The organism is Bifidobacterium sp. B4079 (assembly GCF_026537385.1).
GTDB lineage: Bacteria > Actinomycetota > Actinomycetes > Actinomycetales > Bifidobacteriaceae > Bombiscardovia > Bombiscardovia asteroides_I.
In genome coordinates this window covers 436,444-451,191 of record NZ_JAFNMH010000001.1, presented here as the reverse complement: position 1 = coordinate 451,191, position 14,748 = coordinate 436,444, and the positions used below count along the sequence as shown (strand labels likewise).

Annotated in this window: 8 protein-coding genes; all 8 read right to left on the bottom strand. The window is 64.6% G+C overall.

All coding sequences use genetic code 11. The annotated features are described in order from the left end of the window. The 8 genes from J3T95_RS01895 to lepA all read right to left on the bottom strand — a co-directional run bounded on the left by J3T95_RS01895 (position 1) and on the right by lepA (position 14,666). Positions 1 to 1,947, bottom strand: coding sequence for an ABC transporter ATP-binding protein (locus J3T95_RS01895; protein ID WP_267450208.1), 1,947 nt, complete (start codon positions 1,945 to 1,947; stop codon positions 1 to 3). Continuing rightward, a complete protein-coding gene (locus tag J3T95_RS01890; protein WP_267450207.1) occupies positions 1,948 to 3,711 on the bottom strand; it encodes an ABC transporter ATP-binding protein in 1,764 nt (587 codons plus the stop codon). It abuts the gene before it with no gap. Positions 3,712 to 3,852: 141 nt separating this feature from the next. Continuing rightward, positions 3,853 to 4,692: an ABC transporter ATP-binding protein gene (locus tag J3T95_RS01885; RefSeq protein WP_267450567.1), complete on the bottom strand. Its 840-nt coding sequence runs from the start codon at positions 4,690 to 4,692 to the stop codon at positions 3,853 to 3,855. A 2-nt stretch (positions 4,693 to 4,694) separates the two neighbouring features. Then, entirely contained in the window at positions 4,695 to 5,147 is a 453-nt protein-coding gene (locus tag J3T95_RS01880; RefSeq protein WP_220235873.1) for a DUF2975 domain-containing protein, read from the bottom strand. 45 nt (positions 5,148 to 5,192) lie between these two features. Next, positions 5,193 to 6,740, bottom strand: a complete 1,548-nt coding sequence (locus tag J3T95_RS01875) for a glutamate synthase subunit beta (protein ID WP_267450206.1) — start codon at positions 6,738 to 6,740, stop codon at positions 5,193 to 5,195. Position 6,741: 1 nt separating this feature from the next. Next, the gene (gltB, locus tag J3T95_RS01870; protein WP_267450205.1) at positions 6,742 to 11,316 is read right to left on the bottom strand and encodes a glutamate synthase large subunit; all 4,575 of its coding nucleotides are present in this window, start codon (positions 11,314 to 11,316) and stop codon (positions 6,742 to 6,744) included. A gap of 124 nt (positions 11,317 to 11,440) precedes the next feature. Next, complete coding sequence (gene hemW, locus J3T95_RS01865) at positions 11,441 to 12,784, bottom strand: radical SAM family heme chaperone HemW (RefSeq protein ID WP_267450204.1); 1,344 nt, start codon at positions 12,782 to 12,784, stop codon at positions 11,441 to 11,443. A gap of 4 nt (positions 12,785 to 12,788) precedes the next feature. Next, entirely contained in the window at positions 12,789 to 14,666 is a 1,878-nt protein-coding gene (gene lepA / locus J3T95_RS01860; RefSeq protein ID WP_267399898.1) for a translation elongation factor 4, read from the bottom strand. Between the last annotated feature and the right edge of the window lie 82 nt (positions 14,667 to 14,748).

Sequence of the window (14,748 nt, the reverse complement as noted above, 5' to 3'; positions counted from 1 at the left end):
TCAGTCCTCCTCGCCCTTGGTGAACTGGGAGTTGTAGAGGGAGGCATAGGCGCCGCCACGCTCCAGAAGCTGGTCGTGGGTGCCCTGCTCGACCACCGAGCCGTGGTTGACCACCAGGATCAGGTCGGCGTCGCGGATGGTGGACAGCCTATGCGCGATGACGAAGGAGGTCCTGCCCTTGCGCAGGGTGTTCATGGCCTGCTGGACCAGCAGCTCAGTTCTGGTGTCCACTGAGGATGTGGCCTCGTCCAGGATCAGGATGTCCGGATCGGACAGAAAGGCCCGGCAGATGGTCATCAGCTGGCGTTCGCCCTGGCTGAGCTCGCTGCTGTCCTCGTTGAGAACGGTGTCATAACCTTGGGGCAGCTTGCGGATGAACTCGTCCACGTGGGTGGCCTTGGCGCCCTCGATCATGGTCTGCTCAGGGATGGTCTGCCCCTCGCCCAATCCGTAGAGCAGGTTGTCGCGAACAGTGCCGTCGAAGAGCCAGGTGTCCTGCAGGACCATGCCGAAGTGGCTGCGCAGGTCTTGGCGCGTCACTCTGGAGGTGTCCACGCCGTCGATGGTGATGCGCCCGCCCTGAATCTCGTAGAAGCGCATGAGCAGGTTGACCAGGGTGGTCTTGCCCGCCCCAGTCGGCCCGACGATGGCGATGGTCTGCCCAGGCTTGGCTTCGATGGACAGGTCCTTGATCAGCGGCTCAGCCGGATCGTAAGAGAAGCGGACGTGGTCGAAGCGGACATGGCCCTCGACCTTGCCTCCGGTCTCCTGGCCCAGATGGTCGGGATGCTCGATGTCCGGCATCTCCTCGGCCTCGTCCAGGAAGTCGAAGACCCTGCGGCAGGAGGCCAGGGAAGATTGGAGCATGGTGCCCATGGAGGCCAGCTGGCCGATGGGCTGGGAGGCCTGACGGGTGTACTGGGTGAAGGCCTGCAGGCCGCCCAGGCTCATGCTTCCGTTGAGCACGTGCACGCCGCCGACGATGACTACGATCACGAAGCTCAAGTTGCCGAAGAAGGTCGACATAGGCGTGACCAGAGCCGAGAAGAAGGACGCCTTGAAGCTGGCCTGGTAGAGCTCCTGGTTGCGCTCCTCGAACTCCTCCTCCGCCTTGCGTTGGTGGCCGAAGGCCCGGACCACCATGTGGCCGGAGAACATCTCCTCCACGTGGCTGTTTACCTGGCCGGTGCGAATCCACTGCCTGGTGAACTGCGGCTGGGTTTTCTTGAGGATGATGCCCGCGCACAGGGCCATGACCGGGATGATGATGAAGGCGATCAGGGTCAGCAGGGGCGAGATGGTCAGCATCATGATGAAGGCGCCGATGATGGAAAAGACCGAAAAGAGCAGCTCGCCCAGAATCTGCTGCAGGGTGCCCGAGATGTTGTCGATGTCGTTGGTGGTCCGGCTCATGACCTCGCCGCGCGGGGTCCGGTCGAAGTACTGCAGGGGCAGCCGGTCCAGCTTGTCCTCGATCTGCCTGCGCATGGTGTAGACCGCGTCGGAGACCAGCCGGGTCATCAAAAAGTTCTGCACCAGCCTGACCAAGATGGAAATCAGGTAGATGCCGATGACAAACATGAGGATGGTGCCAAAGCGCCCCCAATCGATGCCCACGCCCACCTGGACGTTCATGGAGTCGATCATCCGGGCGAACTTGTCCTGGCCGCGGGACTGCAGGTAGGCGACCACAGCCTGCTTGGGGGTGCCGGGCTTGGCGCCCATCTTGACCAGCATGGAACCCAGCAGTCCCTCGAAGAGGACGTTGGTGGCCTCGCCCATGACCTTGGGTCCGATGACTATCATGGCCACGGCGGTCATGCCGGCGAGGACCATGACAATGACCCTCCAGGGGCTGACCAGCAGGTAACGGACCAGTCGGCCCACGGTGTGACGGTGTGCACCCACAGCTTGCGAGCCTGTATTTACGCTCAAGTTCTTAGCCATCTACTCGGCCCTCCCCTCGTCAATGCTGAGCTCTTCCACGTCGGGACCCTGCCCGCCCTGGGACTGGACGATCTCCTGATAGGTTGGGCAGTCCTCCATGAGCTGGTCGTGGGTGCCCCGGCCCACGATGCGGCCTCGGGCCAGGACCAGAATCTGGTCAGCCTGGCGGATGGATGCCGCCCTCTGGGCCACGACGATCTGGGTGGCCTCGCGGGTGACCGGCACCAAGGCCTCATGCAGGGCGCGGTCGGTGGTCATGTCCAGTGCGGAGAAGGAGTCGTCGAAGGTGTAGATGAGGGGGTTGCGCAGGATGGCCCTGGCCATGCAGAGCCGCTGCTTCTGCCCGCCAGAGAAGTTGGTGCCGCCCTCAGCCACACGAGCGTCCAGGCCCTCAGGGATCTCACGAACGAAGTCCTCGGCCTGGGCGATGCGCAGGGCCTGCCAGATGCGGTCGTCGTCGGCATCAGGGTCCCCGTAGTGCATGTTGTCACGGATGGTGCCGGTGAAGAGGGTGGCCTTCTGCGGGACCGGCCCAAAGATCAGGGCCAGCCGGTCGGGATCGTACTCGCGCACGTCATGGCCATCCACCAGGACCTGGCCGTCGGTGACGTCGAACATGCGGTTGGCCAGTCGGATGATGGTGGACTTACCGGATCCGGTGGCCCCGATGAGGGCCGTCGTGGTGCCCGGCCGGGCGGTGAAGGAAATGTCCGAAAGGACCGGGTCCTGGGCGCCCGGGTAGCTGAAGTCCACGTGCTTGAACTCCAACAGTCCCTGGGGGTGCTCATTGCGGTAGGGGTGCTCGGGAGCGGTGATCTCGCTGGTGGCCTCCAGGACCTCATTGATCCTTCGGGCGGCCACAGCAGCCCTGGGCAGCATGACCGACATCATGGCGGCCATCATCAGGCCAGACAGGATGATCATCAGGTACTGGATGAATGCCTGCAGGGCGCCGATCTGCATGGCTCCGGAGTCGATGCGGCGGCCGCCGAACCACATGATGGCCACGTTGGACATGTTCAGCAGGAACCACATGAGCGGCACCATCATGCTCATCAGCCGGCCGGTGGAGATCAGGACGCCGTAGACGTCGCGGTTGGCCCTGTCGAAGCGGGCGGCCTCGGTCTTCTCGCGGACGAAGGCGCGGATGACGCGCACGCCGGAGATCTGCTCGCGGACCAGGCGGTTGACCGAGTCCAGCATGTTCTGCAGGCGGGTGAACAGGGGTCCCATCCTGCCCATGAGCACCAGGGCCACCAGGAGGACCAGGGGGACGATGACCGCCAGGGACCAGGTCAGGGGGCCGTCCTGGCGCAGGGCCAGAATCAGGCCGCCGATCAGCATGACCGGGGCCTGCAGAATGATCATCAGAGTCTGCATGGTGGTCATCTGCATCTGCTGGACGTCGTTGGTGGTGCGGGTGATCAGGGAACCTGCCGAAAAGCGCTCGATCTCGTTGAGGCTGAAGCCCTCCACCGAGGCGAACAGGTCCCTGCGCAGCTCGTAGCCCATCCTCATGGCCAGCCGGGTGGCGCAGTAGACGGCGACCACGTTGGCCACGATCTGGATGGCGGTGATGCCCATCATCTGCCAGCCGATCCGGTAGATGGCATTCTGGTCGCCTACGGCCACGCCCTTGTCGATGATGTCTGCCTGCAGGTTGGGCAGGTAGAGGTTCAAGGCCGTCTGCGCCACCTGAAAGAGCACCAGAACGGCCACCTGGAGCCAGTAAGGCCGCAGGTAGCGAGTCCATATCTTGATCACGTCAACATCCTTCACGCTTACAGGTCTGCCGCGGTCCCCGGCAGACAAACCACCACAGTCTATACCCATGCCCTGGGGAACGAATTTGCTATTCCTTGAGCTGATAGGGGCGTGTCAGAACGGGTCCGCAGGCAGTAACGTTCAGACGGCGAAGGCACCCCAGCGTCCGCCGCGGTGAACCACGGTCAGATCCAGACCGAAGAGCTCGCTCAGGCGCGGACCGGTCAGTCCACCCTCCAAGGGTCCCTGATAGACGATGGTGCCCGGATCCGGATCGCCGGTGTCTTCGGTGTCGGCAGGGCGCCGACCCATCATGGCTATCCGATCGAAACCCGGAGGAATCTCCTCAAGCCGGTGGGTGACCAGGATGACCGTGCGGTCCTTGTCCTCGCGGCCGATGTCGCTCAAGGCCCTGAGCACCAGCTCCCGGCCGCCTAGGTCCAGCCCGGTGGTCGGCTCGTCCAAGATAAGCAAATCAGGATTGGCCATCAGCGCCCGGCAAATCAGCACCCGGCCGCGCTCCCCCTCAGAGAGCCGGTACATGCGCTTGCCCTTGAGGTAGGCGATGCCGAACCGGTCCATGAGGGCCAGGGTGGCCTCCTCCTGATCGGGCGTAAAGGTCTCCTTCCAACGTCCCGTGGTGTCGCTGAAGGCAGTCAGCACCACGTCGTAGGGATCCTCCTGGGGGCTGATGGTCTTGGCCAGGCCGGCCGAGGCCAGCCCTATCCGATGCCGGTAGGAGAAGATGTTCACCTTGCCCAACCGGTTGCCCAGGATGTCCACACTGCCGCTGCTGGGGAAACCCCGGGTGCTCATCATGGCCACCAAGGTTGATTTGCCCACGCCATTGGGCCCGAAGAGCACCCACTTCTGCCCTTGTCCCACCTCAAGGTCGACATCGTCCAGTATGACCCGGCCCTGACGGCGGAATCCTACGTGGTGCATGAGCACGGCCTGTTTTTCAGCCACGCTTTCGCCCATGGTCACAGGGCCGTTCCATAGGAGTCCAGGCGGGGATTGTCTCGGTTGCCTCCCACCAGGAAGAGCCCCAGCACGCCCAGGCAGAAGACCGCCGCTATGGCGATGGTGGCCCAGATGGGAACATGGGGCAGCCACATGCAGACCAGGAAGGCCAAGCCTGAACAGATGATCAGGGCCCAGACCAGGATTCGCAGCCACTGACGCACGCCGCTGGGAGCCTTCAGCAGACGAGGGTTGCGGTCGTTGGGGTCCACGGAGTCCTTCTGCAACAGGTCGTCGGTGTGCCCGGCAGGCTTCCACTCGGCGCCCTGGCCCGCCTCAAGCCGACGGGAGCGCTCCTGCAAGGCCCGTTCATCCATCACTCCGGCCCTGCCCTTGGCCGTCATCCTCCTGTCGTCGCTGCCGCCACGGCGGCTCCGCTTGGCCTGCGCCCTACGTTCAGCGCGGTTGGTCATATCCCACTGCCTCCATCCCTTCGATCGGCACCATACCTTTTCATATTAGCGTGGGCGCCGGTCGGCCGCAGGTAGGGTCATGGCGCGCTCATCGGCTCGTATGGGGGCAGGCAGTTCGGTGGCACCGGTCAGATATCGGTCCACGGCAGCCGCACAGGAACGGCCCTCCGCCAAGGCCCAAACCACCAGGGACTGGCCACGCCCGGCATCACCGCAGACAAAAATGCCGTCACGGTCAGTGGCGTAGTCGGCATCACGGGCCACGTTGCCGTGAGCGTCCAGGCCTACGCCGGTCTGTCCGGTCAGGGCGGCCGTCTCCGGATGGGCAAAGCCAACGCTGATCAGAACCAAGTCGGCAGGCAGGACGCGTTCGGTATCGGGATGAGGGATGATTCGGTCCTGATCGTCACGACTGACGTCGACCACGCGAACGCCACGCACCCGTCCCTCACGGTTCCGGTCGAAGCCGGTGGGGACACTGGTCTGGTCCAGATTGATCCGGTCATCGGAACTGTCGCCCAGGTATTCCAGGCTGTCCACTGAGTACTCATAGCGGCCGCCTTCCTCCATGGAGGAGGTGGGGTTGTAGAGCCGGGCGTAGGTCGGCCAAGGCCGGTTGTCGGGTCTGGAAGGTGGCTCCCGGGGTCGGATCTGCAGGACGGTGACCGACTTGGCGCCTTGACGCAGGGCCGTGCCCAGGCAGTCCGACCCGGTGTCGCCGCCACCGATGATGATGACGTCCTTGCCGGCTGCATCGATGTCGTTGATGGGCTCGCGGCCCATGAGTTTGCGGGTGGGGTTGGGCAGGAAGTCCATGGCGTAGTGGATGCCCTTGAGCTCCCGTCCGGGCAGATCCACCCGCCGGGGTTCGGTGGAACCAATGGCCACCACCAAGGCGTCATAGCGGGCCCGCAGCTGATCCCAGCCCAGGTCTTGGCCGATTTCGATGCTAGTGCGGAATCGAGTCCCCTCGGCCTCCATCTGCTCCAGCCGACGGTCCAGCAGGGACTTCTCCAGCTTAAAGGCAGGAATGCCGTAGCGCAGCAGCCCGCCAATGGCATCGGCGCGCTCGTAGACCACGACCGTGTGCCCGGCCCGGGTCAGCTGCTGGGCACAGGCCAGCCCTGCGGGGCCCGACCCGACCACAGCCACAGTCATATCGGTCAGCCTCTGAGGCGGTCGGGGCTTGACCAGGCCCAGGGACCAGGCCTGGTCGATGATGGTCTGCTCGTCCAGTTTGATGGTGGTGGCCGGCTGGTGGATGGAGAGCACGCAGGAGGATTCGCAGGGAGCCGGGCAGATCCGTCCCGTGAACTCCGGGAAGTTGTTGGTCAGGCTGAGCCGCTCGTAGGCTTCCTCCCAGCGTCCTCGGGACAGCAGGTCGTTGAACTCGGGGATCAGGTTGCCCAGGGGACAGCCGGTCATGCAGAAGGGGGTGCCGCAGTCCATGCAGCGGGCGGCCTGCTCGGCGGTCCAGGGACCTGGACCAGTGGTCTGGTGCACGTCCCGCCAGTCCTTCAGGCGTTCAGCCACTGGGCGTTCGGCGAGCTCGTGCCGGGTGCGTACCTTGAGGAATCCCTTGGGGTCGACCATATCAGTGCGCTCCTTCCATGACCTGGGCGTAGGTGGCGTCCCAGACGCCGGGCGCGTTGAAGTCCACCTGCTCGCGCTCGGCCTCTTCCATGGCCTTCTTCATGGCCAGATAACGGCGGGGAACCAGATGGGTGAACCGAGCCAGCGCGCTTGGCCAGTCCTCCATCAGGGCGGCCGCAGCCTTTGATCCGGTCAGCCGGACATGCTCGGCGACGAGATCTCTGAGCATGGCCGCCTGGTCCCGGTCGGGCTCCAGGGCCAGCAGGGAGCCGTCATTCCAGGCTTCAGGATTGAGCCGTGAGGCATCCATATCCAGCAGGTAGACATCCCCTCCCGAGAAGCCAGCGCCGAAGTTGCGTCCAGTGGAACCCAGAACCACTACCAGGCCGCCGGTCATATACTCGCAGCCGTGGTCGCCCAGGCCCTCGACCACGAAGCGGCCGCCCCCGTTGCGCACGGCAAAGCGCTCCCCGGCCCGTCCAGCTACGAACATATCGCCTGAGGTGGCACCGAATCCTGCCACATTGCCGCAGATGACGGTTTGGTGCGGATCGAAGCGAACTCCCTGGGCAGCGTGGAGGACCAGACGACCGCCGGACAGGCCCTTGCCTGCATAGTCGTTAGCCTCGCCGATCACCCGGATGGTCTCGCCACGGGGGATGAAGGCGCCCAGGGACTGTCCGGCAGAACCTGTCAGCGTGATGTCCACGGTGTTCCGCGGCAGGCCGGCTGCCCCGTATTTGCGAGTGATCCTATAGCCCAGCATGGTGCCCACGCTCCGGTTGACGTTGCGCACGGTTCCCTTGACGGCCACCGGCCGACCCTCATCCAAGGCGTCGACGGCCTGATTGATCAAGTCCACATCCAGGGACTTGTCCAGTTCGTGATCCTGAGCCTGGGTGTGATGCAGCACAGTGCCTGGGGTGGGGCCCGGCTTGCGCAGGATGGCGTCCAGGTTGATGCCCTGGCTTTTCCAGGCGTGCACAGAGGTGTCCCGGCGCAGGCACTCCACGTGGCCGACCGCCTCCTCCAGGCTGGTGAAGCCCAGGGATGCCAGGATCTCCCGCACTTGGCGGGCCATGAACATAAAGAAGTTGACCAGGTCCTCGGGCCGACCGGTGAAGCGCGAACGCAGCTCCGGATCCTGGGTGGCAATGCCCTGGGGGCAGGTGTTCTTGTGACAGGCCCTCATCATGACGCAACCCTCCACCTGCAGCGCCGTGGTGGCGAAGCCGAACTCCTCGGCCCCCAGCAGCGCTGCTATGACCACATCGCGGCCGGTCTTGAGCTCACCGTCGCACTGGACCACGATCCGCGAGCGCAGGTCGTTCATGACCAGGGTCTGCTGGGTCTCGGCCAGGCCCAGCTCCCAGGGGGTTCCCGCGTGCTTGATGGCATTGAGGGGCGCCGCTCCCGTGCCGCCGTCCTGGCCGGAGATGAGGACCACGTCGGCATGGCACTTGGCCACGCCTGCGGCCACGGTTCCCACCCCGTGCTCGGAGACCAGCTTGACATGGATGCGGGCTCGAGGGTTGGCCATCTTCAGGTCGTGGATGAGCTGCTTGAGGTCCTCGATGGAGTAGATGTCATGGTGGGGAGGAGGCGAGATGAGCTCGACCCCGGGTGTGGAGCGCCTGACCTGGGCTATCCAGGGCGGGACCTTGGCGCCGGGAAGGTGTCCGCCTTCACCCGGCTTGGCTCCCTGGGCCAGCTTGATCTGCAAGTCGGCGGCCGAGACCAGGTAGTCGCTGGTCACCCCGAACCGAGCCGAGGCCACCTGCTTGATGCGGCTGGTCCTGGCAGGGTCTGCAATCCGGTCCGGAGACTCGCCGCCCTCGCCCGAGTTGGACCTGGCCCCCAGCCGATTCATGGCCAGGGCCATGGTCTCATGAGCCTCCTGGGAAATGGACCCATAGCTCATGGCGCCGGTGGAGAAGCGGGTGACGATGGACTCGGCGGGCTCCACCTGGTCCAGGGGTATGGGTGCCCTGCCGGAGTGCAGCTCCATGAGGCCACGCAGGGTCATGCCCCGCTTGGCCGCCGCGTTCACATGGTCGGTGTAGGCCCTGAAGAGCCCGTAGTCCCCGCGCTTGGTGGACTGCTGGAGCAGAAAGATGGATTCGGGGTCGTTCAGATGGTCCTCGCCGGTGCGCCGCCAGTGGTAGTTGCCGCCTGTCTCCAGATCATGCCCGGATCCGGCGGTCCACTCGATGGGGTAGGCCACCCGGTGGCGCTGGGCCACCTCGGCAGCTATCTCATCCAGGCCTATGCCGCCCACCAGGGAGGTGGTGCCGGTGAACCAGCGGTCAATGACCTCACGGCTCAGCCCGACGGCCTCGAAGAGCTGGGAGCCACGGTAGGACATAATGGTGCTCACGCCCATCTTGCTCATGATTTTCAGGACCCCGGTGCTCAGGGCCCTGACCAGGTTGGCAGAGGCCTTTTTGGCGTCCACATGCAGGTCGCCGCTGTTGGCCAGGTTCTCCACGGACTCCAGGGCCAGGTAGGGGTTGACGCAGGCGGCGCCGTAAGCGATCAGCAGGGCCACATGGTGGACCTCGCGCACATCGCCGGCCTCCACTGCCAAAGAGACCTGCGTGCGGGTATGCTGACGAAGCAGATGGTGCTGGACTGCCCCAGTCAGCAGCAGGGAGGGTATGGGTCCCCAGATGTGGTTGGAGTCCCTGTCTGACAGGACAAGCACATTGCAGCCCTCCTCGATGGCCTGGTCCACCTCCCTTTCGATGGCTTCCAGACGCTCCTCGAGGGCCTTGCCGCCTCCGGCCACTTGGTAGAGGCCGCGGATCAGACGGGGGCGGAAACGGCCTTCCAGGACTGGCGCCCGGTCCAGGCGCTTGATCTGTGCCATCTGCACGGAGTCCACCACAGGCAGGTCGACGTGGATTTTCCAGGCGTGCTCGGGGGTGTCCTCCAAAAGGTTGGGCTCAGGGCCGATGGCTGAGGCGATGCTGGTCACCAGCTCCTCGCGCTCCCAGTCCAGAGGCGGGTTGGTGACCTGGGCGAATTTCTGGGTGAAGTAGTCGAAGAGCAAGCGGGACCGGCATGAGAGCACGGCGATGGGCGCGTCATTGCCCATGGACCCGATGGGCTCGCCGCCGCTTTCGGCCATGGGCCCCAGCAGCATGGTCAGGTCCTCCCGGGTGTAGCCGAAAGCCTGCTGCCTGCGGTGAACCGAGATGCGCGAGTAATTGACATGCTCGCGCTCGGGAAGGTCGTCCAGACGGACAGTCCGCTCGGAAACCCACTTCCTGTAGGGGTGCAGACCGGCCAGCTGGTGTTTGATCTCATTGTCGGGCACTATCCGGCCCTCTTTGGTGTCCGCCAGGAACATGTGTCCCGGCTCCAGCCTGCCCTTGACGACGATGGATCCCTGGGGCGTATCCTCCAGGACGCCGGCCTCCGAGGCCAGGACCAGGTGGCCGTCCTCGGTCAGCTGCCAGCGGCCCGGACGCAGGCCATTGCGGTCCAGCTGGGCGCCCACCAGGGTTCCGTCGGTGAAGACGATGGCCGCCGGTCCGTCCCAGGGCTCAATCAGTGTGTCGTTGTACTGGTAGAAGGCCTTCAGGTCCGGGTCCATGTCCGGATCCTGCTGCCAGGCCGGAGGCATCATCATGGAGACTGCATGGGGCAGGGACCGTCCGGCCAGGTGAAGCAGCTCCAGGGTCTCGTCGAAGGTGCCCGAGTCTGAGGCGCCAGGCGTATTGACCGGCAGCAGCTGGGCCATGTCGCCCAAGAGCTCCGAGCTCAGCTTTCCCTCGCGGGCCGACATCCAGTTGCGGTTGCCCTGGATGGTGTTGATCTCCCCGTTGTGGGCGATCATCCGGAAGGGCTGGGCCAGGGGCCAGGAGGGGAAGGTGTTGGTGGAGAAGCGGGAGTGGACGATGGCCAGGCGGGCCTTCATGGCCGGATCGCTCAAGTCGGGGAAGAAGCCCTGCAGCTGCTTGGCGGTCAGCATGCCTTTGTAGGTGATGGTCCGGCAAGACAGGGAGGCGAAGTAGACGCCCAGCTCGTGCTCGGCACGCTTGCGGACCCGGTACCCCAGCCGCTCCAGGTCCAGTCCTCCTCGGCCCTGAGGGCCGGCGTCGCACATGATGGGCATAAGGAATCGCGGCATGGAGGCCAGAGCCTGCAGACCCAGTCCGCCCGGGTCGGAGGGCACTGCCCGCCAGGCCAGGACACGCAGTCCCTCCTGGCCTGCAATCGATGCGATGGCCTCCTCCTGGCTGGCAGCCTGTGCCGGATCCCTGTCCAGAAAGGCCATGCCCGCCAGATAGCGGCCGGCTTCAGGCAGATCCTGGTAGACACGGGTGCGCATGAACTCGTCAGGCATGGAGAGCATGATGCCGGCCCCATCGCCGGTGTTGGGCTCGGCTCCCACGGCCCCTCTGTGGTCCAGGTTGACCAGGACGCGGATGCCCTGCTCAACAATCAGTCTTTCGTCCTGTCGGTTGAGGGTGGCCACCATGCCGAAACCGCAGGCATCGTGTTCCGTATCAGGGTCATAGAGCCCTTGCGGGCCGTGGACATGCAGATCGAGGGGGGCCGTGAATGACACCGCAATCACCTCATTCGTGGGACGCGGGCGGGGCCGGCATGCTCCACCCTTGAAGAGCCTGGTCATTGGTGAATAAACACAATAATGCATTCACAGGTGACATCCGTGTAACGTTCCGCAGCGTCTAACGAATTCCTACTGCCTCCAGGACCTGATCGATGACCAGATCATTGAGCAGGCGGCCCCGGCGGGTCACCTGGATCCTGTCGCTCACGGGATGCAGGAGTCCCTGGTTGACCAAAACCTTAAGAATCTTCGGGTCGGCCGGACGACCCGCCTGTCTGGTCAGCCGATCCATTCCTAGGCCTTCAGGCAGGCGCAGGGCCAGCATGACCGTTTCCTCCAGGTCCTGCCTCCAGCCCAGAAGCTCGGCATCCTGCCAGGGCACTTGTCCGGCATCCATGGCGGCTGCCCAGTCCCTGGGGTGGGCGATGTCCCAGGAGCGAATAGCCCGGGCACGCCGCTCCTCCAGGCCGGGCTCCGGCGAAAGCCACCAGTGTGCCATGGAAAGGGCCTCTTGCGCTGTTGACGTTCCTGTGGCTCTGAACCCGGGCGAAACGGAGGGCATGGGCTCCTGCTCCCGGGTTGCTTCCACCGGTGCCATGCCCGTGACCTGGCCTTCCAGAGCACGATAGTGGGAGTGAGCGCCGGGCCCGATGCCAGCCCAGTCCACGTTGTGCCAGTAGCCCAGGTTGTGGCGGCTCTCCTGGCCGGGGCGGGCCCAGTTGGAGATCTCGTACCAGTCAAGGCCTGCCTGGGAGAGCATGTCGTCGGCCATCTCGTACTTGGCCGCCTCGTCATCGTCATCGGGGGCGGGCAGTTGGCCCCGGCGCACAGCACGACCCATCTTGGTGGTGGGTTCCAGGGTCAGGGCATAGGCGGAGACATGGTCCACGCCCAGGTCCAGGGCAGCCTGCAGGCTGGTCCGCCAATCCTCAAGCCGCTCCCCCGGCGTCCCGTAGATCAGATCCACGCTGGCCCTGAGACCCAAATCCCTGGCGGCGGCTACATCGGTGGCCACATTGGCCGGGGTATGAGTGCGGTCCAGGGTGGCCAGGACGCTGGGCACTGCTGACTGCATACCAAAGGAGACCCGGTTGATGCCCCCCTGGAGCAGCTGCTCCAGGTAGGCCCGATCCACGGTGTCAGGGTTGGCCTCGGTGGTGATTTCGGCCCCCGGGGTCAACCCCCAGAGGTCGGCCACGGACTCGACCATGCGCACCAGATCCTGGGCAGGCAGAATGGTGGGCGTTCCGCCGCCGAAGAAGATGGTGGACACGGGCGGCTCTATCAGGCCCCGGGAAGTCTGCCAGGCGCGGACCATGCGCATCTCCTGAATGGCCAGGTCGGCGTAGTGCTCGCGGCTGGCGCCCCCGCCCAGGTCCCGGGCCGTGTAGGTGTTGAAGTCACAGTATCCGCAGCGGCGCATGCAGAAGGGCACATGGATGTAGACTTGGTAGGATCCCACCCGTTCAGCCCTCCTTCTTGGCGGCAGCCCGGATCTTGTCCTTGGTGTCCCGATCCTGGGCCTGGCCCGTGCTCAGGGCGGCGATGAAGGCCTCCTGGGGCACTTCGACATGTCCCAGCATCTTCATGCGCTTCTTGCCGGCCTTCTGCTTCTCGAGCAGCTTGCGCTTGCGGGTGATGTCGCCCCCGTAGCACTTGGCCAGCACGTCCTTGCGCAGGGCGCTGATGGTCTCGCGAGCGATAATCCGCGACCCTATGGCCGCTTGGATGGGGATCTCGAACTGCTGACGCGGAATCAGCTTGCGCAGTTTCTTGGTCATCATCACCCCGTAGGCGTAGGCCTTGTCCTTGTGGACGATGGCCGAGAAGGCATCGATCTTCTCCCCCTGGATGAGGATATCCACCTTGACCAGGTCGGCGGACTGAGTGCCGTCGGGCTGGTAGTCCAGGCTGGCGTAGCCCTTGGTCCGGCTCTTCAGCTGGTCGAAGAAGTCGAAGACGATCTCGGCCAGGGGCATACGGTAGTGCATCTCGACGCGCTCAGGGCTCAGGTACTCCATGGTTCCCATCTGCCCGCGATGGTCCTGGCAGAGCTCCATGACCGGTCCGATGAACTCCTTAGGAGTGATGATGTCGGCGCTGACCACGGGCTCCAGAATCTGGCGAACCTTGCCATCGGGGAACTCGCTGGGGTTGGTCACCGTGTGCTCGCTGCCGTCCTCCATAGTCACCTGGTAGGTGACGTTGGGGGCCGTGGCGATCAGATCCATGCCGAACTCCCTGCTCAGGCGCTCGGTGACGATCTCCATGTGCAGAAGCCCCAGGAAGCCGCAGCGGAAGCCGAAGCCAAGGGCCACAGAGGTCTCCGGCTCGTAGACCAGGGCGGCATCGTTGAGCTTGAGCTTGTCCAGGGCGTCGCGCAGCTCGGGGAACTGGGCGTTGTCGATGGGGAAGAGCCCGGAATAAACCATGGGCTGGGGGTCCTGATAGCCAGGCAAGGGCTCCTTGGCCGGGTTGGACTCGGTGGTGACGGTGTCGCCCACCTTGGACTGGCTGACGTCCTTGACGCCTGTGATCACGTAGCCGACCTCCCCGGCCCCCAGGGCCTTCGTGGGGGTCATATCGGGGCTGATCACGCCCAGTTCGATGGGGTCGTGCACGGTCCCCCGGCCCATCATGCGGATCTTCTGACGCTCCTTGAGTTCGCCGTCCACCATTCTTATGTAGGTGACGATTCCCCGGTAGGAGTCGTAGACCGAGTCGAAGATGAGGGCGCGGGCTGGGGCCTTGGGATCCCCTTTGGGGGCCGGCACCTGGTCCACGATCCGATCCACCAGCTCGCGGATCCCCTGGCCGGTTTTGCCGGACACCCGGAGCACCTCGTCCGTGGAGCAGCCGATCAGATTGGCGATCTCCTCGGCGTGCTTGTCCGGCTCGGCCGAAGGCAGGTCGATCTTGTTGAGGACGGGGATGATGGTCAGGTCATCCTCCAGGGCCATATACAGGTTGGAGAGGGTCTGCGCCTCGATGCCCTGGGTGGCGTCCACCAGCAGAACCGCGCCCTCGCAGGCCTCCAGTGCCCGGGAGACCTCGTAGGTGAAGTCCACATGGCCAGGGGTGTCAATCATGCCCAGGGTGTATTCGACGCCATCCTTGACCCAGGGCAGGCGAACGGCCTGGGACTTGATGGTGATGCCGCGCTCCTGTTCGATGTCCATCCTGTCCAGGAACCGATCGTGCATCTCGCGCTTGGGCACAATCCCGCTCAGCTGCAGGATCCGGTCGGCCACCGTGGATTTGCCGTGATCGATGTGGGCGATGATGCAGAAGTTGCGGATCAGCGATTGGTCGGTGAATCCTGGTTGGTTCTTGGCTTCCTGCACCGGTCTGCTCTCCTCACGTACGTCTGGTCTAACGATTCTAGACGATGCCCTGGGCCGAAGCGCCCGCTCCAAAAGGATTCTT